At 52.8% G+C, this 19,421-nt stretch carries 15 protein-coding genes; 4 read left to right on the forward strand and 11 right to left on the reverse strand.

Going from position 1 to position 19,421, the window contains the following annotated elements; translation table 11 throughout:
- Window positions 1–36 precede the first annotated feature (36 nt).
- Window positions 37–495, reverse strand: a complete 459-nt coding sequence (locus tag I0P70_RS11205) for a DUF2892 domain-containing protein (protein WP_196117755.1) — start codon at window positions 493–495, stop codon at window positions 37–39.
- A 173-nt stretch (window positions 496–668) separates the two neighbouring features.
- Between I0P70_RS11205 and I0P70_RS11210 the strand changes: the two genes are divergently transcribed.
- From I0P70_RS11210 to I0P70_RS11225, 4 genes are all read left to right on the forward strand, one after another.
- A complete protein-coding gene (locus tag I0P70_RS11210) occupies window positions 669–1,142 on the forward strand; it encodes a hypothetical protein (RefSeq protein WP_230392132.1) in 474 nt (157 codons plus the stop codon).
- Between the two features lie 101 nt (window positions 1,143–1,243).
- Entirely contained in the window at window positions 1,244–5,005 is a 3,762-nt protein-coding gene (locus I0P70_RS11215; RefSeq protein ID WP_196117759.1) for an efflux RND transporter permease subunit, read from the forward strand.
- Entirely contained in the window at window positions 5,002–6,444 is a 1,443-nt protein-coding gene (locus I0P70_RS11220; RefSeq protein ID WP_196117761.1) for a TolC family protein, read from the forward strand. Before I0P70_RS11215 ends, I0P70_RS11220 begins: the two co-directional genes overlap by 4 nt.
- Before the next feature lie 74 nt (window positions 6,445–6,518).
- A complete protein-coding gene (locus tag I0P70_RS11225) occupies window positions 6,519–8,288 on the forward strand; it encodes an efflux RND transporter periplasmic adaptor subunit (RefSeq protein WP_196117763.1) in 1,770 nt (589 codons plus the stop codon).
- A 94-nt stretch (window positions 8,289–8,382) separates the two neighbouring features.
- On the opposite strand, the gene I0P70_RS11230 is transcribed toward I0P70_RS11225, so the two are convergent.
- The 10 genes from I0P70_RS11230 to nuoI all read right to left on the reverse strand — a co-directional run bounded on the left by I0P70_RS11230 (window position 8,383) and on the right by nuoI (window position 19,294).
- The gene (locus I0P70_RS11230) at window positions 8,383–8,901 is read right to left on the reverse strand and encodes a GreA/GreB family elongation factor (RefSeq protein WP_196117765.1); all 519 of its coding nucleotides are present in this window, start codon (window positions 8,899–8,901) and stop codon (window positions 8,383–8,385) included.
- A 156-nt stretch (window positions 8,902–9,057) separates the two neighbouring features.
- Complete coding sequence (locus I0P70_RS11235) at window positions 9,058–9,978, reverse strand: lytic transglycosylase domain-containing protein (RefSeq protein WP_076422043.1); 921 nt, start codon at window positions 9,976–9,978, stop codon at window positions 9,058–9,060.
- A gap of 279 nt (window positions 9,979–10,257) precedes the next feature.
- Window positions 10,258–11,400 carry an alpha/beta hydrolase-fold protein gene (locus I0P70_RS11240; RefSeq protein ID WP_230392133.1) on the reverse strand — a complete coding sequence of 381 codons (1,143 nt, stop codon included), beginning with the start codon at window positions 11,398–11,400 and terminating at the stop codon, window positions 10,258–10,260.
- A gap of 43 nt (window positions 11,401–11,443) precedes the next feature.
- The gene (locus I0P70_RS11245) at window positions 11,444–12,394 is read right to left on the reverse strand and encodes a GNAT family N-acetyltransferase (protein ID WP_196117767.1); all 951 of its coding nucleotides are present in this window, start codon (window positions 12,392–12,394) and stop codon (window positions 11,444–11,446) included.
- 559 nt (window positions 12,395–12,953) lie between these two features.
- A complete protein-coding gene (locus tag I0P70_RS11250; RefSeq protein ID WP_196117769.1) occupies window positions 12,954–14,408 on the reverse strand; it encodes an NADH-quinone oxidoreductase subunit N in 1,455 nt (484 codons plus the stop codon).
- 6 nt (window positions 14,409–14,414) lie between these two features.
- A complete protein-coding gene (gene nuoM, locus I0P70_RS11255) occupies window positions 14,415–16,022 on the reverse strand; it encodes an NADH-quinone oxidoreductase subunit M (RefSeq protein ID WP_230392134.1) in 1,608 nt (535 codons plus the stop codon).
- The gene (gene nuoL / locus I0P70_RS11260; protein ID WP_196117771.1) at window positions 16,019–17,905 is read right to left on the reverse strand and encodes an NADH-quinone oxidoreductase subunit L; all 1,887 of its coding nucleotides are present in this window, start codon (window positions 17,903–17,905) and stop codon (window positions 16,019–16,021) included. Before nuoL ends, nuoM begins: the two co-directional genes overlap by 4 nt.
- A 4-nt stretch (window positions 17,906–17,909) precedes the next feature.
- Window positions 17,910–18,218 carry an NADH-quinone oxidoreductase subunit NuoK gene (gene nuoK / locus I0P70_RS11265; protein WP_196117773.1) on the reverse strand — a complete coding sequence of 103 codons (309 nt, stop codon included), beginning with the start codon at window positions 18,216–18,218 and terminating at the stop codon, window positions 17,910–17,912.
- Window positions 18,215–18,775, reverse strand: a complete 561-nt coding sequence (gene nuoJ / locus I0P70_RS11270) for an NADH-quinone oxidoreductase subunit J (RefSeq protein WP_196117775.1) — start codon at window positions 18,773–18,775, stop codon at window positions 18,215–18,217. The genes nuoK and nuoJ overlap by 4 nt, the downstream gene beginning before the upstream one ends.
- A 3-nt stretch (window positions 18,776–18,778) precedes the next feature.
- Complete coding sequence (gene nuoI / locus I0P70_RS11275) at window positions 18,779–19,294, reverse strand: NADH-quinone oxidoreductase subunit NuoI (RefSeq protein WP_196117777.1); 516 nt, start codon at window positions 19,292–19,294, stop codon at window positions 18,779–18,781.
- Between the last annotated feature and the right edge of the window lie 127 nt (window positions 19,295–19,421).

Below are 19,421 nucleotides of genomic sequence, written 5' to 3' on the forward strand. Positions count from 1 at the left end.
GATGATAAATATCACTTTTTAATAAAAAATACCCACTCAGATGCCTCGCACAGTATCTAATATTTTTGCGGGCGAACTTTTAGGAGAGATGTCGTCGAAATCACCCCGAAGAGCTTTCAGGGCATAGCGCTCTTCGTCAATCTCCCGCCGGCTGCGGATACCCAGCGCACGCATGATGGGCAGGGGAGGGCACCAGCCCTGTATACCATGCTGCAGCAGGAAAGTGGTGACAATACCCGGCAGGATGAACCAGCGCTTGTTTACAAAAGCTCCCAGCAGTGTGCCGGACAGCGCCAGCGTGGAAGCGTTGACCTCCAAAGTACGTTCGATGCTCCATTCCTGGTCGAGTTCGCGGATGCGCTCTGAGATCTCCTCGTGACTGCGGCCTTTGTAGCGAGCTATACTTTGACGTATGTGATGATCCACCCGTTCGTTGGTTTCATCAAAAGAGCTTTCCCGCACACGCCCCTGTTCTTCCTGTTCTGTATTATTCATTATCTTCTTCCTGTTTGTGTATCTTACTATAATGCTATACGCGGTTGTATGAATATTTAGTTGTGCCAGAACTGAATCATGTCTGCAGGAAGATGCCTTTTGGCATAAATCTTCGGCTTTCTATCGTTTTTTGTAAGATTTACTACGAAATCTGTAAGTTCATCTTACGTTTGATGCCTACCTTTGCAAAAGAAACTGTATCTTCGTTTGAACGAGCGTACCTGAATTTGAAGCTGATTCGCACCATACTGACCCTGACACTGGCCCTGCTGGTTGTTTTCTCCTCTGTGGGGATGACGATCACGCAGCATTTGTGCGCAGGTGAGGTCATGGCAACAGCTTTCTTCTCGCACAGCGCCGCCTGCGAAATGGAGAAACAGCGTGAAAGTCTGCCGGATTGCCACAAGCCAGCCATGGACGATGACTGCTGCCAGGACCAGACGATTGTGCTCGAGGTAGAGGACGAGCAGGCGCTTAGTCCGACTTTCAAGCTATCCGTTCCGGACATGACCTTCATCGCTGCTTTCACAGCCGCATGGTCTGCTCTTTTTGAAATTTACGAACCGGCCTATACCCATGTGCCGGATTATTCCCCGCCTTTGCTCGCGCAGGACATCCCTGTGTTTGTGCAGTCCTTCCTGATTTAAACCTGCTTTTTCGATGATGCCCGGCCGCTAAGGTCAGGTATAGCTATTGGCTTTTCCTACCCGGAAAGCGCCATTCCTTTTTGCATTCAATCGAACAAAGCATGTTAAACAGCATTATTAAATTCTTTCTGGAACAGAAGCTGGTGACCACCCTGCTGCTGCTCCTTATCGTGGCCTGGGGCATCATGGTGGCGCCGTTCAACTGGAACGTAAACTTCCTTCCCCGTGACCCGGTTCCGGTAGACGCCATACCTGATATTGGCGAAAACCAGCAGATCATCTTCACCGAATGGATGGGCCGCTCTCCGCAGGACGTTGAGGATCAGATCACGTATCCGCTCACGACTTCCCTGCTGGGTATGCCCGGTGTGAAGACTATTCGTTCCACGTCCATGTTTGGTTTCTCGAGCATCTATGTCATTTTTGAAGATGACGTGGAGTACTACTGGAGCCGCTCCCGCATACTCGAAAAACTAAATTCCCTTCCCGCCGACCTGCTGCCAGCCGAGACGACTCCGAAGCTCGGCCCTGACGCCACGGCACTCGGGCAGGTATACTGGTACACCCTGGAAGGCCGCGATGAAGAGGGTAACCCGGCCGGGGGCTGGGACCTGCACGAACTGCGCAGTATCCAGGATTTCTACGTGAAGTATGCGCTGGCCGGAGCACAGGGCGTAGCTGAAGTGGCCTCTGTGGGCGGCTATATCAAAGAGTACCAGGTAGACCTCGACCCGGTAGCTATGAAGGCGAACAACGTCTCCATGATGGAGGTGATGAATGCCCTGAAAGCCAGTAACCAGGAAGTGGGCGCCAGCACCGTGGAGATCAACCAAGTGGAGTACCTGGTACGCGGACTGGGCTATGTGAAGGAAATCAGCGACATTGAAGAGGCGACCGTGCGGGTGGCCAACAATGTGCCGATCCGCATCCGGGACATCGGGCGGGTGAATATTGGTCCGGCTGACCGCTCTATGCTGGGCGTGCTCGACAAGAGTGGCGCTGAGGCTGTGGGCGGTGTGGTCATTGCAAGGTATGGTGACAATCCGCTGGCGGTGATCAACAATGTGAAGGCCAAGCTGGACGATATCGCAGCCGGTCTACCCTCCAAAAAACTGGCCGACGGACGCACTTCCAAAGTGACGGTGGTGCCTTTCTATGATCGCACGCAGTTGATCAACGAAACGCTCGGAACGCTAAATACAGCCATCATTCTGCAGATCCTGATCACTATCATTGTGATCATCGTGATGGTCTACAACCTGCGGGCCTCGCTGCTGATCTCAGCGCTCTTGCCGCTGGCCGTGCTGATGACTTTCATCCTGATGAAGTACTTCGGGGTGGACGCTAACATTGTGGCACTTTCAGGTATAGCCATTGCCATCGGTACTATGGTCGACTTGGGGATCATTCTGAACGAGAACATCCTGCGGCACATGGAGGAGGCACCGCCGGGGCAGTCACTGGTGAAGACGGTATACAATGCCACCACGGAGGTGGCCACTGCGATTCTGACGGCTGTTTCCACGACCATTATTTCATTTCTGCCGGTGTTTACGCTGGAGGCGGCGGAGGGCAAGCTGTTCGGTCCGCTGGCCTATACCAAGACCTTTGCGCTGGTGGCGTCGCTCATCTTTACGATCCTGATCATGCCCGCTTTTGCGCATACTATTTTCGGGTTGAAGTCGCGCAACGTGGCCTGGAGTAAGATCCTGAACTGGATATTGGTAGGCTTGGGTATAGTAGCTTTGTTTATTGTGCCGCTGGCAGGTATCACATTAATATTGATCGCAGCCAACAACCTGCTCAATTACTACCAGCCGGAGCGCTTCGGGCGTCACCATACACTGATCATGGTAGGTATAGCGGTACTGGCCGTTTCGTGGCTGCTGGCTACGGAGTGGGTGCCGCTAGGGGTATCGGTGAGTTATTTTGTGAACTTCATTTTTATACTGCTGATCATCGGCCTGGTGCTGGGGCTCTTTTCGTTCTTCATCAGGGTATACCCGCGTGTGCTGGGCTGGTGTCTGGCGAATAAAGGTACCTTCCTGCTGATCCCAGCTTTCATTATGCTGCTGGGGCTTAACATCTGGATCGGTTTTAACGGCGTGTTTGGCTGGGTGGCGACGGGCTTCGATAAAGTGGGGGTGAACGTTCGCACATCTGCTCCCTGGAGCGGACTGGTGCATACCTTCCCGGGCATGGGCAAGGAGTTCATGCCATCCCTGGACGAAGGCGCTTTCCTGCTGATGCCGACATCCATGCCGCATACGGGTGTGGAGGCGAACAAGCGCTATGTGCAGCAACTCGACATGCTCATCACGGCTATACCTGAAGTGGAGATGGTCGTGGGTAAAGCCGGCCGTGCCGAAACGGCGCTGGATCCTGCTCCCATGTCGATGTACGAGAATGTGATCCAATACAAATCAGAATACATCACAGATGAAAACGGGTATAAAATCCGCTTTAAAGTAGATGATGACGGCAACTTTGTACGTGACGAGAAAGGCAATCTGGTGGAAGACAAGCGCGGCGAGTACTTCCGCCAGTGGCGCGACCACATCCGCACGCCAGATGATATCTGGAATGAGATTGTGGAGGTGGCCGAACTGCCGGGCGTGACTTCGGCCCCTAAGCTGCAACCGATCGAAACGCGACTGGTAATGCTGCAGACAGGTATGCGCGCCCCGATGGGAGTGAAGGTATACGGACCTGACCTGCAGACCATCGAGGACTTCAGCATGCAAATGGAGCGGCTCCTGAAAGAGGTGCCATCTGTGAAACCGGAAGCCGTGTATGCAGACCGCTCACTGGGTAAGCCCTATATGGAGATCGATCTGGACCGCCGCGCCATGGGCCGCTACGGTTTGAATGTGGCAGACGTGCAGGAGTACATTGAAGTGGCGATGGGCGGCATGGCTTTGACCACGACCGTGGAAGGCCGCGAGCGTTACTCCATCCGGGCACGCTATGCCCGCGAATACCGAAACGATCCGGAGTCAGTCAGCCGCATCATGATCTCGACTACCAATGGGGCTCAGATTCCGTTGACCGCGATTGCCAACGTCGAGTTCCGTCCCGGGCCGATGATGATCCGCGGCGAAGACTCCTTCCTGACAGGCTATGTGCTACTCGACAAGCGGGAAGGTTTTGCTGAAGTAACGGTGGTAGAAGATGCGCAGCGCTACCTGCAGGAGAAAATTGCTAGTGGTGAACTGGTGGTGCCGGCGGGTGTGAGCTACAAGTTTTCGGGTAACTACGAAAACCAGATACGAGCCGAAGAAAGGTTATCGTTTATCGTGCCACTCAGCTTACTGATCATCTTCCTGATCCTGTATTTCCAGTTCAGGTCGGTGAGTACGTCGCTGTTCATTTTCACTTCGATTGCAATGGCTTTTGCTGGCGGCTTTATGATGCTGTGGCTTTATAGCCAGGGCTGGTTCATGAACTTCTCTTTTGGCGATACCAACATTCGGGAGTTGTTCCAGATGCGCACCTTTAACCTGAGTGTGGCCGTGTGGGTTGGTTTTATCGCCCTGTTTGGCATCGCGACGGATGATGGTGTGGTAATGGGCACCTACCTGAAGCAGAGCTTCGAGCGCAACATGCCGCAAACCAGAGCCGAAGTACGCGAAGCGGTGATGGAGGCAGGTATACGCCGCGTGCGACCTTGTCTGATGACCACCGCCACCACTTTGCTGGCGCTTTTGCCGGTGCTTACGTCTTCCGGCCGCGGCTCCGATATCATGATCCCAATGGCAATCCCTTCATTCGGGGGTATGTTCGTGGCCCTGATCACCCTGCTGATCGTGCCGGTGCTGTACAGCTGGCGCGAAGAACTCAAAATCAAAAAAGAAACCGTATGAAAAAGATACTAGCAATTATAGTGCTGTTGCTGGGGGTAATGCCCTTGGTACAGGCGCAAACGCTGGAAGAATATCTGGTAGAGGCAGGCGAAAACAGCCCCACGCTGAAAGCACGATACGCCGAGTATCAGGCGGCGCTGCAGCGTGCCCCGCAAGTGGGTGCACTGCCAGACCCGGAGGCTTCCTTTAACTTTTTTCTGCGACCGATGGAGCGCTTCATGGGCAATCAGGTAGGTGATATCTCGGTGATGCAGATGTTCCCCTGGTTCGGTTCCCAAAAGGCGGCCCGCGACGAGGCTAATTACATGGCCCAGATGAAATTCGCCTCCTTCATCGAAGCGAAGATCAACCTGTACCACGAGGTGCGCACTATCTGGTACCAGCTATACCTGAATGATCAGGAATCGATCCTGATGGAGAAGGAGCTGGAGATTATGAAGACGCTGGAAAGACTGGCACTGGCCAAGTATAAATCAGCCCCGGCAGGTGGTTCTTCTGGTGCCGCCACGCCAGCCCGAGGTACGACGGGCGGTTCGACTGGCTCTTCTGGTGCTGCGGGGAGTGGTGGCTCCGGTATGGCAGGTATGGGGGGCTCCAGCGGCGCAGCTGCCGGCTCGGCAAGTGGGAGCAACATGGCGGCTGGTAGCAGTAGTATGTCCAGTATGGGTAGCTCTGGCGGCTCTTCTATGGTCGATGTCATGCTGATCCGGTTGCAGGTGAAAGAACTGGAAAACCAGGTCCTGATTCACCACGAGGCACGCAGACCACTGCAGGTAGCTTTTAACCAGTTGTTGCGCCGCCGTCCAAGTATGACGGTCATCTCTGCTGACACACTTCTGCCTGCAGCATTGCCGGCTACCTTGTCGCTGATCGAAGACTCGATTCGCAGCAACCACCCGATGCTCAAAATGTACGAGTGGGACGAGAAGGCCCGGGAGTCACAGCTGCGGATGGCGCAACTGATGGGCCGACCAATGATTGGGGTGGGACTAAACTACATGATCTTCAAACCGCGCATGGATGATATGACCCAAATGAATATGGGCGGCGAGAACATGGTGATGCCGATGGTGACCCTGACGCTGCCGATCTACCGTAAAAAATACAATGCAGCCCAAAAGGAAGCAGAGTTCTCCCAACAGGCGGCTGTGTACCAGAAGGAGGCAACGGAGCGTGAACTGTTCACGGAACTGGAGAATCTGCTATACCAGTATCAGAGTTCAGTCAGCCGGATCAACCTGCTCAAAGATCAGGTAACGCTTACTGAACAGACCATCCGGCTGCTCACCACAAACTACTCCGTGACGGGCACAGGTATAGAAGACATCATCCGCCAGCGGCAGAGTCTGCTCAGCTACCGGCAACAGCAACTGCAGGCCATAACGGATCAGAATATCGCCGTGTCAGCCATCAACCGCATGATGCAGGGGGATAATTAGGGTTACTCTCAATAGTATCGGGGAAATGAAAATCGTGCACAAGAAAAAATCATCAGTCATTAGCATAAAGAAACATGACATCAAGAAATAAAAGAATCGTAACCTACCTACTTGTGGCCTTGGGCGGACTGCTGCTGGGCTGGTTGCTCTTTGGCGGCCGGGGTTCAGAACAGGCACACGAACACGCCGGAGAGGTGGCTGGTGCCACCGAGTATACCTGCTCTATGCACCCACAGATCAGGCAGGACGGACCGGGAAAATGTCCGCTTTGTGGCATGGATTTGATTCCGGTGAGCAACGGTGGCGGAGGCGGTAAGACAAGCCGCTATGTGCTGGAAATGACGCCTGAAGCGATCGCCCTTTCTAACATCCAAACAACCAGGCTGGAAATGGTTGATCCGGAGAACGAACTCGTGCTTTCAGGCAGGGTGGCCCTAAACGAGCAGCAAGTCTCTTCGATCACTGCAAAGTTTCCGGGACGTATTGAGCGACTCTATGTGAACTTTACGGGGCAGGAAGTACGCCGTGGGGAGCGGCTGGCTTCGCTCTATTCACCGGAGTTGATCACCGCCCAACGCGAACTACAGGAAGCTGCCCGCGCTAAGGATTTGATGCCGGAACTATACGAAGCCGCCCGGTCCAAACTCAAGCTCTGGAAGTTGACTGATGCACAGATCAAGCGAATTGAAAATGCATCGGACATCATTACCAATTTCGATATTTATTCTGATGCGGCCGGCGTAGTAACGGAGCGTTTAGTGAGTGCCGGCGACTACGTGACAACAGGTTCTGCACTTTTTGAGGTAGCGAACCTGTCCTCGGTGTGGGTGGTGCTGGATGCCTACGAAGCTGACCTGTCCTGGATCAAGCAGGGTGGTAACATCACCTTCACGGTACCAGGTATACCTGGCAAAGAATTTACGGCCAAGGTAGGCTTTATCACCCCTGTACTGGATGCCACAACCCGTGCGATTGAAGTGCGTGCCGAGGTGCAAAACCCCGGCAACCAACTGAAGCCGGGCATGTTCGCGGATGCCCGCATCAAGACATCTACAGGTGCCAAAGAACAGTCGCTGTCGGTACCAAGCAGTGCGGTGTTGTGGACCGGTAAACGCTCTGTTGTGTACGTGAAAGTACCGGGGCAGGAGATGCCGGCTTTTGAGATGCGCGAGGTGACACTGGGGCCACGCATGGGTGACCGCTATGTAGTAGAATCCGGTTTGCAGCCAGGTGAGGAAGTGGTAACCAATGGTGTGTTTGCCGTCGATGGCGCGGCGCAATTACGTGGTAACTACAGCATGATGTCGCCACCACCAGCAGGCGGGCCTAAGGCACCGGAAGCTTTCCAGCAACAGCTCACCCAGCTCATTGACCAATACTATACCCTGAAAAATGCCCTGGTAGCATCCGACGTGCCCGCAGCGCGTCAGGCGGCAGGCACCTTTGTCGTGACGTTGGGGCAGGTGAATATGGGTGAGCTCGATGGCAAAATGCACGATCAGTGGATGGCGTTGCTGCCAACATTGAAGTCAAATGCAGAGGCAATTCAGAAAAGCCGTGATCTGGAAAAACAGCGTGCTGCCTTTTCACCGCTCTCTGAACATGTGATTGAAGCAGTGAAGGTATTTGGTATACAGCACGAGGTAGCTTATATCCAATCCTGCCCAATGGCTTTGGGTGACCAGGGTGCTTTCTGGCTGAGTGAGATCAAGGATATCCGTAACCCATATTTCGGGGAAGCGATGCTGGCCTGCGGAGAAACGGAAGAAACGTATAGGCGAGGGCAAAGTGGAGCGACTACTACAGACCAAACTAAGACAGCGCCACAGGGGCATCAGCATTAATATCTATTATCATTTTTAGCAAAACGAGAAAGCTGGGGACATTATATCTTCAGCTTTCTTGCTTTGCTCGAAATGACATTTGACCTTGTGTAAATCAACTATACTTAATCTCCACCACTTCAACTTCCTCTTCCACACGCCCCAATTTCAGTTGCAGCTTCTGACCGACTTTGGCACCCGTTACCGCTTGCGCAATAGGAGCTACAAATCCTATTAGCCCTTGCGTGACATCCGCTTCGTCTACACCCACGATGGTAAATTGCCGGATGGTGCCAGGTTTGCCACCACTAAGGGTGCGTAGCTTGACAGTGGCTCCAAAGCGCACTTCGTCCGGGATTTGCTCCAGCGGGTCAATGACTCTGGCACTGGCAATTCGTCCGTTCAGGGCGCTGAGTTTGCCGTTGAGGATAGTGAGTTGACGGGTGCGGTCCGCATCGTTTTCGCGGTTGGCTTCTACGATAGTGCGATCCGATTCCAGCTCTTCCAGTTCAGTTCTTAGTTTCTCCAGTCCCTGCGGACGAACATAATTGGGCACGCCTGCAGGCAGGGCCGCCCGTGGTGGAATGATGGGTGCTTCGCCTGCGTCGTCTTCTTTTACAAATGCTCTACTCATGCCCCTTTATACAGCAAGGGAGTGCCGGATGTTTCCGACACTCCCTTGCTGGTCAATTAGCTATAAGAGCTGGTGCTATACCATACTAAATCTTTTCTGACTAGTGATGGGTGTAGAAGTATCTGTCTTTTTCAAAAATTCTATAGTCCGTTGACATTACATCGGCATTTGCAGCACATACTCTTTGCCAGCTGGCACGGTTAGTTTATAACCTCTGATCCAAGGGTTGTAGAGGCGTAGTGTCTTGTAATTCGTACCCTGTTCGTGCGCAAAGTCGATCAGATCAGGTATGGTGTTCTCCACGGTCACGGCTTTGGCAGGCAGTGGATTGTAGCCATGTGTTTCCGGAACGTCAAATCCATACTTCTGCGGATTGCCCAGAATCTCTTTCAGGGCCAGGATTCGAAAGATGTAGCGGGAGGTCTCGTCGTTCAAATAGAGATCATAGAATGAGTTCACCTTCTGGTGCTTCATGGCTTTGTCCAGACCAGCCATACCACGGTTGTAGGAGGCGGCGGCATCGGTCCAGGTGCCAAACTTGTTCTTGGCAGTCTTGAGGTAGCGACAGGCCGCCACAGTCGATTTCTGCACATGGAAGCGCTCGTCCACCTCCCCATTCACGACCATGCCATAGCCGCGAGCCGTGTCTGGCATGAGCTGCCAGAAACCAGAAGCACCGGCATGGGAGGTCACTTGTCCGAAAAGACTCTCGGCAAGGGCCAGGTAAATGAAGTCTTCGTGCATATCATTCTCCTTCAGGATCTGGCGGATCTCCGGAAGGTAGCGCTGCATACGTTTCAGGGCCAGCAGCGTGCTGGTGTGCAGGTAGGTGTTAGCCAGCAGTTCGCGGTCGAGACGCTCCGCTACATCCGGCAGGTGCAGCGGCACGGGCTCACCTGCAAACGTGATCGCGTCAGGCAGGGCAGGTGAAGTGAAAATTTGTCTGTTTGCCTCAAAGGCTCTGTCATTGCGCTCGTTTGGTGTAGCGCTCAGTTTGAGGCTGTTCTCACCGCTTAACTGTAAAATCAGTAGCGGTGCTACCAAAATCCAACCATACTTTAAAAATTGCTGTCCCATAGCGTGCTCCTTTCTTGTACCTGTATTTATAACCTGAAATCTGAAGATGAATTGTGTTTCAAGGTAAGGAAAAATGCAACAGGATGCCAGACAAGACCTGCGATTTTTGAGATTGGAAGAGGTATATTATCTGATTTATTAGGTGATAAATCTCCCTTTAAAGCCAGTTGAGAGACAATGTGGGCAAAAGAACTGCTTTCAGATAGACCTGATTTTAGAATATATAATATATAGGTTTTACAATATTTAGCTGTCTACAGTATCAGCTTTGTCATTAGCTTACTTTCCCAATAAAAAGGTCAGGGCTGCCGGCATGCGTTTGGCCCAGGCCGCTTCGTTATGCTGTGCCTTCTTGTCCAGAACCCAGATATAGTCTTTGCCTTCCCGGTAGCCTTGCACCTGCAAGGCTGCTAACATTTCGTCTATACCTGGCTGCAGACGGGCTTCCAGGTCGATCCCACCATTGTCAATATAGAGTTTCAGCTTTTTCTTCTTGCCCTTATAGGCTTGCACTTCTTTTACGTAGTCGATGTGCATGATCTTAAAAGCGGGGGACATGCAGATGGCCTTGCTGAACACCTGCGGATATTCCCAGGCCAGCATAAACGCCATTATACCTCCAGCTGAAGAACCGCCTGTCAGAGTATGTTTGGCGCACGTTTTGGTGCGGTAGGTCTGATCAACAAGAGGCTTCAACCTGTTCACTACAAAATCCATGTAGGCGCTGCCTTTCAGCCCCGGCACATACTCTTCCATGCGCTCGGATGTGTTGTAAATACCCACCATGATGACAGGCTCCATTTGCCGGTTGCGGATCAGGCTGTCTGCCGTTTCGTCTATGCGCCAGTCCACACCGAAGGAGCTTGTAGCCGGATCGAATACGTTTTGCCCATCGTGCATGTAAAGGACTGGATAGCGTTTGTTACTTTCTTCGTAGCCCGGCGGTAACCACACAATCAGGTCGCGGGGCAGCAGGCTGTCTGCTGTTAAGTTGCGGTGATACGCTACCGTGCCGGTGATGCCACCTGAAATTGGCTTGCTGGCTCTCTCCAACCAATGGCTAAGTTGATGCTGCACGGTGGTGTCACCTTTTAGTTCCAGACTGAAATTCGGCAGCGGATTCCCTTTTTCATCGGTAGCCTCGGTGCTCCAGGAGCCAAGGGTGAATTTGTATTGCACTGACTGCTCTTTCAGGTATACCGTCTTTTCCCATACCTGAGCCCCGGTACGCTGCATGGTGATGCGGTTGGGCTGCCAGTTTCCGAGTTCAGGTGTGCTGCCACTCAGGTATACCTGCTGCGAATCTGATAGGGTAGGAGCGTACACCTGGAAAGTAATGCGGATACTGTCCGGTTGTTGCTGCCCTATGGCAGTGTGGTAAAAGCTAAGCAGTAATAGCAAAGACGACAGAAGGGTTTTCATAGGGCTTGCAACATGTGATCTGCCGACAAAGATACAGGAAATGTCACAGGCAGCGGACGTCAAGCGTAAGCGACTCGTCTGCCTTCAGCTCCATGCTACTCACTACATAGTGACTAAAGGCATTGAGGGCGCTTTTTTGCAGGGCATGGTATACAGCGTCATTGGGCTGACAACAAATCTGCATGTAGTTGATGCCCCGCTGGTACAATTCAAGCGACACCTCAGGCAAAGTATGTATGTTGTCCTGGGTAAGATTGTAAATGGTAGTCGTTTTCAACAGAGATCCCACCAGCGGCACATATTTATTTGTTCGGATAAAACGGTTCCCGAGCCAGAGCCCTCCGCTCAAAACCGGGTTCACTGACTTTACTTTGAGTTGATACAATTTATGCGTGTGCCACAAACCCATACCGCTTTCGTTTACTTCGTAGTAGTCACTCAGCTTGTTGTCTTCAGTGAAAAGGGATGTATTAAATAAGGTCTCACCGATAGCGGCATTCTCGACCCGCAAGGTACGGGCAGTCGGGAAAGTCAGGTATAGAAACTCGTACAGGAAAGTGTTGCGATAAGATTTGGAAAGCAGGTGCAGCATGGTCAGGTTGCCGGCCCGCAGGGTGGTGAACTGGCGTTTCAATCCTTTCGGGTCGAAGTATCGTTTTCGCACGCAGGTAGCCAGGTCCCGCCCAATGCCCATGTTACGGGCAGAGGGATCAACCAGCACATCGAAACCGAAGCCAGTCTGTTGCAGCTTTCCGTTGATGCACATGGGTGTCTGTGCGCCTATGCCGCCTGCCAGTACCTTCTCTACCGGCCCAAGTGCGACAAAAGCAGCATAGTCCTCGAACAGCTCTGCCCGGGACAAAAAATGATCGCGCATGACTTCCAGCTTGACCATAAAGCCCTGCGGCGACATGCGCTCAATTTCCAATAGCGCCTGTTCATGTTCCGGCCTATAAGGCACTATCCGGAATTTTGCTTTTTTCCTGGCAATCATATCATCATTTTAGCTGCCTTTTATCGCTTATCAGTTATGCATATGAGGTGGCAAATGGTACACATACTGACTTAGTCCGAACAAGTCTTCTGTAGATGAATTGCAGGGGCCATAAATTAAATTTCCAATCAAACCGCCTACAGCCTGACTGAGTATATCGCCAGCAAGTGCATTGCAGCCTGAGGCGCTATTCTCCCGGATGCGGAGCATATAAATTCCCCTGACCGGATAGATCAATAAACGAAAAGAACTGCGGCACAAATAGTACAGCCTTAGCCATGATTCGTGTCTTTATATAAAAGCAAACAGGCGTGTAGGCACTTTTTAAATACGATATATTTTGGGAATAAGTAAATATTTATTTTGATTATTTTTAGTGTGAAATAAAGGGTTTATTTGTGTCAGGTTCCTGCTATTGATTAGAGTCAGGTAAGGGCTTTACTGAAGTCGGGATGCATTATTGGATACTAAGCTTAACCTGATTTTACAGTGCAAAGGTGTATTTAAACCAAAAAAGCCCTTCTGTGAGAAGGGCTTCTAATGAACAACACATTGTTGGTTATGGAGCTGCTGTTGCAATTAATCCCTGAATTACCTGCAGTAGTCCTGATGGATATACGCCAATGTACACCAGCAGTAAAGCCAATAAGGTAAGTGTACCCACACTGGCCACATAGATAGAAGGGCGCAGCTTGCCACGTGGATCTGCCTCCGCCTCTGCCTCCGGTTGCTGGAACATGACGGCCACAATGCGAATGTAGTAGAACAAACCCACCACACTGTTAAGCGCCAGCATGACCACGAGCAGCCACAACTGTGTATTTACCCCCGCAGCCAGAATATAGAACTTGCCGACAAAGCCTGCCGTGAGTGGTATACCTGCCAGCGAGAGCAGCATAGCAGTGAAAACCGCAGCAGTCCATGGTCTCCGCCAAAGCAGCGCACGGTAATCCTCGAGCTGCTCCGCGTCACGCTCTTTATCCGATAGCATGGCCACGACACCGAAGGCTCCGACAGTCGTGATAAAGTAGGCCACGAGGTAAAACGTCACCGCTTCCACGCCCATTTGATTGCCTGCCAAAAATGCCACCAGCAGATAGCCGAGGTGCGCGATAGAGGAATAGGCGAGAATCCGCTTAACATTGCGCTGTAGCAGGGCTAGCAGGTTGCCTGCCAGCATAGAGGCAATGGCCACAATGGTTAAAATCAGCACAAGGGTCGGGTAACGGAAACCGTCTACTTCCATAAAGAAACGGATCAGTACGCCCAGTACACCCCCTTTGGAAACCGTGGCGATAAAAGCTGTTACCGGGGCCGGAGCGCCTTCATACACATCCGGTGCCCACATGTGGAAAGGGACGACGCTCAGCTTAAAGCCAATGCCGACAATCATCATCCCGAAGCCGGTCAGGAGCAGCAGCGGCAGTTCTGTGAAATTGGTAATGGCAGCCGCTATACCTGCAAACTCCATGGTGCCCGTACTGGCGTAAACCAGTGCCATCCCGAAGAGCAGGAAAGCTGAAGAGAAGGCCGCCAGAATCAAATATTTTATACCCGCTTCGTCAGACCGCTCCCGTTTGCGCAGGTAGGCTATCAAAGCATAAAGCGACACACTCAGGATTTCCAAGCCCAGGAAAAGCGAAGCAAAATGCTTACTGATGACTAGCACACAGGCCCCTATGGTCGCCAGCAGAAGCAGGATGTAATACTCTTCCTTGCGCTCCTCCCGTTGCTCAAAATAGGCATAGGAGAGCATGCTGATGAGCAGCGCCGTGAGCAGGATCATGCCAATGTAAAACACGCCGAAACCATCTACTACCAGCAGCGGCTCGATGGTATAGCGCCCTCCATCCCGCAGCTCAAAGAGCGAGGCAAAAGCAGCCAGAAAAGAGACTGCCGTAATCACATACATGATCTTATGATTGCGGCCCACGGCAATCACCAGCATGGCCACCAGCACCGCAACGGTGAGGATGAGCAGGGGCATGAGGTGTTGGAAATCTGTCAGTGTCATGGCGTATCAATTTGAAGATTTGGGAATCTGGAGATCTGAAGATGGCTTCGCTTTTTTAGACTTTTCCAGCATAGTTGCCTTTTCAGGTATAGTCACCGTTTCATTGTCATCCACGCGTGCAATGGGCTCCTGTTCTACAACAGATTTGGTATACGCCTGCAGTTGCTCCTGAATGCTGGGGCGGGCGGTATCGAGCACTGGCTGAGGGTAGAGGCCCAACCAGAGAATCATGGCCACCATAGGTATAGCGATGAGCATTTCGCGGGCATTCATGTCGGGGAGCGGTTGCTCGAGTTTATACTCTTGGAAGAAGATCTTCTGCATGATGCGCAGCGAGTAAATCGTGGCCATTACCAGGCCAATGGTGGCGAAAACCGTCAGCCAGTTGTTGGCCTGCCAGGAGCCGACCAAAGTGAGGAATTCGGCGATGAAGTTACCGAGTCCGGGAAGGCCGAGGGAAGCCATGACGAAGATGAGCCCAATCACCCCCATTTTGGGAGCCGTGGACCAGAAGCCACCCATCTGCCGGATGTCGCGGGTATGGAGGCGTTCATACAGGAAGCCGGCGATGATGAAGAGCGCACCAGTGCTCAGGCCATGCGTGATCATCTGCATGACCACGCCTTGCAGCGCCCACTCGTTGAAGGCAAACACGCCCAGAATCACAAAGCCCATGTGGCTCACACTGGTATAGGCCACCAACCGCTTGAGATCGGTTTGGGAGAAGGCCAGAATCGCTCCGTAAATGATACCAATAACACCGAGCAGCATGGCCCAAGGCGCAAACTCCACGGTGGCCGTCGGGAAGAGCGGCAGCACGAAGCGCAGCAAGCCGTAAGCCCCGGTTTTGAGTAGCAGGCCCGCCAGAATTACACTACCCGCCGTCGGCGCTTCGGAGTGCGCGTCGGGGAGCCAGGAGTGGAAGGGTACGACTGGTAGCTTGACCAGGAATGCAGCCAGGAAACCAAACATCAGCAGGCGTGCCGCTTCAGGTGCCAGCGTTGTGTTGAGCAGTTCAAAATAGCTGAAGGTATAGAGGCCGGTTTGGCTGCCGTGGATGAAATAAAGTCCGAGTATGGCCAGCAGCATAAGTAAGCCCGATGCCTGTGTGAAGATGAAGAATTTGTAGGCGGCGTAGCGACGGTTTTCATGTCCCCAGATGCCGATTAGGAAGTACATCGGAATGAGCATGACTTCCCAGAAAAAGTAGAACAGGAAGAGGTCCATAGTGAGGAAAACGCCTGTTATACCTGCCAGCACCCACAGCAGGTTGAAATGGAAGAAAGCTACTTTAGTCTGAATCTCGCGCCACGAAATAAGCACGGCAAGCAAACCAATAAAAAAGGTGAGCAGCAGCATCAGCAGACTCAACCCATCCAATGCCAGACTGAAGCTGATGCCCCACTGCGGAATCCATGGTTGTGCGAATTGTATCAACCAAGCCGAACCCAGCACAGGTATAGGATTGGTTAGCCACAGGTATAGCGTTATGCCAAAAACAGCTCCCACAGATGCCAGCGCCACCCATCGGGGCAGTGTACGGTTTATTTTCCCGGAGATCCAGGCCAGCATGCCGCCGACCATCAGTATCACAATCAGCCAGACCAATATCATAGCAGTAGACTTATGGTTAGAATCATAATTGCGCCGACAACCACGCCCATTACATAGTTGCGCATCACGCCGGTTTGCGTTTGTGCAAAGAGCTGATGCAGCCCTTGTGTGGCATTGGCAATAAAGGTATAGATGGCATCGATGAAGTCACTCTTATTGATCTTCGACAGGTATACATAAGGCCGCACAAAGAGAGCGTCGTACAGTTTGTCGAAGCCCCAGCCCGAATGCCAGAAGCGGTGTATCGCCATAGCCGTTTCAGAGCGATGTATGTTCTCAATCAGCTCCGGCTTTTTGTAATAGAAGAGGTAAGCGATGAAAATACCCCCCAACGAAATTACTGCTGCCAGCAATTGCAACATCCATTCAAACTGGGTGAAATCCGGCACCACGTTTACTGCCGGCAGGATAGGAGCGAGGAAGTCGGAGAAGAGCACCACATGACCGAAGTTGTGCGGGAGCTCGATGAAGCCGCCTGCAAAAGACAGCACAGCCAGTATAATCAGCGGCACCGTGATGGCCATGGTTGGTTTATGCCCGACATGCGTTCGCTCTTCGCCAAAGAAGGTGAGGAACACCATCCGGAAGGTATAGATGGAGGTGATGAAAGCACCCAGCAAACCGGCTAGGTATAGCCAGATGTTGCCGTTCTCACCGGCCAGTTGCAGCCATAGAATCTGATCCTTGCTGTAGAAGCCCGCCGACACCAGCGGGAAGGCCGCCAGCGAGGCAGCGCCAATCAGGAAGGTATAAAACACGACGGGCAATTTCTTGCTCAGGCCACCCATTTTCCGCATGTCCTGTTCGTGGTGCAGCGCCAGAATAATAGCTCCCGCACAAAGGAACAGCAGTGCCTTGAAAAAGCCGTGAATCATGAAGTGGAACACACCCGCTGACCAGGCCCCCACGCCCAGGGCCAGAAACATATAACCCACCTGACTGATGGTAGAGTAGGCGAGCACCCGCTTGATGTCATACTGCGTGAGTGCCGCAAACCCTGCGATGAGCAAGGTCACAGCGCCAATCACGGCTACGGCCATCATGGCTACCGGCGACAGCTGGAAGATCACATGCATGCGGGCCACCAGGTATACACCGGCCGTCACCATGGTAGCCGCGTGTATGAGCGCACTCACGGGCGTCGGACCCGCCATCGCATCGGGTAACCATGTTTGCAACGGCAACTGACCTGATTTACCGACCGCACCGCCCAACAAAAGCAGCGCAATGATCATGGCAGTCTCGTTGCCCACGCTCCATACCTGAGCCGCTTCCGTGGAAATGCTTTGGATGTGCAGTGTGCCAAAATGCTGAAAGAGCATGAATAAACCGATGGCCATGGCCGTGTCGCCGACGCGGGTGATGATGAAGGCTTTTCGGGCGGCATAGCCGTTGGCAGGCTCCTTGTACCAGAAGCCGATAAGCAGGTAGGAGCAAAGACCCACACCTTCCCAGCCCAGGTATAGCAGGAGCAGATTATCAGCCATCACGAGCATGAGCATGGAGCCCACGAAGAGGTTCATGCAGGCAAAGAAGCGGGAATAGTCCTTGTCTTCGGCCATGTACTCGGTGGAGTAGATGTGAATCAGAAATCCGACGAAGGTGATGACGAAGATAAAGACCATCGAAAGCGCGTCAAGGTGGAAAGCGATGGAGGGACTAAAGCCAGCCACATCAAACCACTGCCAAACTTCCTGCCGGATGAAAGCCGGACGTGCCGTGAGGTATTCGAAGCCCAGCACCAGCGTGACGGCGGCCGACAGCCCGACACTCCCAACCCCGATGGCCGAGACCAGCGCACGCGAAATGCGATTGCCGAACAGCACCAGCAAGAGGGCGCCGGCAAAGGGCAGGGCGGGGATTAACCAGAGTAGTTCTCTCATAGCGTTATCCTTTCATAAAGTTAGCCGCGTCGCTGTTGAGCGTCTTCAGCTGGTGATAAATTTGCAGTATCAGCGCCAGACCTACCGACACTTCGGCGGCGGCCATCGTGAGGATGAAAATGAACATGATCTGTCCGTCGGGCTGTGCCCAGTGGCTCCCCGCTACAATAAAGGCCAGCCCGGCGGCATTGAGCATGATCTCCACCGAGATGAGCATGAAAATGATGTTGCGGCGAATCATCACACTGATCAGCCCGAGCATGAACAGCACGCCCGCCAGCATCAAACCGGTTTCCATCGGTATAGCGGTCATATAACAGCGCTCCTTTCTTTTTGCGGTTCTTTTTCCTGCAGGAAGCGGTGGATGACTTTCTTCTTCTGGCGGCCCAAGTGGTAGGCCCCAACGATGCCAGCCATCAGCAGAATACCGGACAGCTGCACACCCAGCACATAAGGGCCATACAAAGCAAGCCCGACAGCTTTGGCGTCGACATAGCTACCGGCAGTGGCAGGCGCGGCTGGCATTTCAGCAACTACCAACAGGTATACCAATTCTGCCAGCAGCACAAAGGAGAGCAGAGCAGGGCCCATCCAGAGCTTGGGCTGGAGCCAGGCTTTTTCCTGTTCCACATCTTCGCGGGTGAGGCTCAACATCATGATCACGAAGATGATGAGCACCACAATGGCCCCGGCGTACACGATGACTTCTAGGGCCGCCATAAAGGGCGCTCCCATGGTGAGGAACACCACCGCGACGGCCAGAAACGACACCACAAGGTAGAGCAGGGCATGAATCATGTTGTAGCGGGTGATGACCATGATGGTGGCCAGCACAGCGACAGTAGCGGCAAGATAAAATGCGGTTTCCATAGGCTAAGGGATTAAGCTTTTGATGTCTACAGGAGGCGCTTCATTCTCGGCTTCGCCCTTGCCTTTTCCGCCGATGGCCAGGCCCGCTACCTTGTAGTAGTTATAGCCATGGTATTTGCCCTGCCCGTTGATAAGCAGGTCCTTTTTCTCATACACGAGGTTCTGGCGATTGTACTCGCCCATTTCGAAATCAGGTATAAGCTGGATGGCGTAAGTAGGGCAGGCGTCTTCGCAGAAACCGCAGAAAATGCAACGCGAAAAGTTAATGCGGAAGAACTCGGGATAGCGACGGCCTGTCTCGTCTTCGGTGGCTTGCAGCGCGATACAGTCCACGGGGCAGGCAGCGGCGCAGAGGTTGCAGGCCACGCAGCGTTCGCCCCCGTCCGGGTCACGTGACAGCACAATGCGGCCGCGCCAACGTGTCGGGAGGATGGCCTTTTGCTCCGGATACTGGATGGTTTCCCGCTTGTGAAACGCATGCAGAAACGTGAGCCACATACTGCGCAATAAACTAAACATAAGTGCTCCTTTCGTTTATTTTTTTCTATTCTGGCTGTCCCCTTGGGGACTTAAATCTCTCGCTCATCTCTTGCGAGTGTGAGCTATATGGCGGACTCTGGCCGCATTTTCGTGTCCACAGTTACAA

The organism is Pontibacter sp. FD36, assembly GCF_015686655.1.
Classification (GTDB): domain Bacteria; phylum Bacteroidota; class Bacteroidia; order Cytophagales; family Hymenobacteraceae; genus Pontibacter.

Bases quoted from the DNA above. Each gene is read 5' to 3' on its own strand.
- I0P70_RS11205 (WP_196117755.1), bottom strand. From the start codon at position 495: ATGAATAATACAGAACAGGAAGAACAGGGGCGTGTGCGGGAAAGCTCT.
- I0P70_RS11210 (WP_230392132.1), top strand. From the start codon at position 669: ATGCCTACCTTTGCAAAAGAAACTGTATCTTCGTTTGAACGAGCGTAC.
- I0P70_RS11215 (WP_196117759.1), top strand. From the start codon at position 1,244: ATGTTAAACAGCATTATTAAATTCTTTCTGGAACAGAAGCTGGTGACC.
- I0P70_RS11220 (WP_196117761.1), top strand. From the start codon at position 5,002: ATGAAAAAGATACTAGCAATTATAGTGCTGTTGCTGGGGGTAATGCCC.
- I0P70_RS11225 (WP_196117763.1), top strand. From the start codon at position 6,519: ATGACATCAAGAAATAAAAGAATCGTAACCTACCTACTTGTGGCCTTG.
- I0P70_RS11230 (WP_196117765.1), bottom strand. From the start codon at position 8,901: ATGAGTAGAGCATTTGTAAAAGAAGACGACGCAGGCGAAGCACCCATC.
- I0P70_RS11235 (WP_076422043.1), bottom strand. From the start codon at position 9,978: ATGGGACAGCAATTTTTAAAGTATGGTTGGATTTTGGTAGCACCGCTA.
- I0P70_RS11240 (WP_230392133.1), bottom strand. From the start codon at position 11,400: ATGAAAACCCTTCTGTCGTCTTTGCTATTACTGCTTAGCTTTTACCAC.
- I0P70_RS11245 (WP_196117767.1), bottom strand. From the start codon at position 12,394: ATGATTGCCAGGAAAAAAGCAAAATTCCGGATAGTGCCTTATAGGCCG.
- I0P70_RS11250 (WP_196117769.1), bottom strand. From the start codon at position 14,408: ATGACACTGACAGATTTCCAACACCTCATGCCCCTGCTCATCCTCACC.
- nuoM (WP_230392134.1), bottom strand. From the start codon at position 16,022: ATGATATTGGTCTGGCTGATTGTGATACTGATGGTCGGCGGCATGCTG.
- nuoL (WP_196117771.1), bottom strand. From the start codon at position 17,905: ATGAGAGAACTACTCTGGTTAATCCCCGCCCTGCCCTTTGCCGGCGCC.
- nuoK (WP_196117773.1), bottom strand. From the start codon at position 18,218: ATGACCGCTATACCGATGGAAACCGGTTTGATGCTGGCGGGCGTGCTG.
- nuoJ (WP_196117775.1), bottom strand. From the start codon at position 18,775: ATGGAAACCGCATTTTATCTTGCCGCTACTGTCGCTGTGCTGGCCACC.
- nuoI (WP_196117777.1), bottom strand. From the start codon at position 19,294: ATGTTTAGTTTATTGCGCAGTATGTGGCTCACGTTTCTGCATGCGTTT.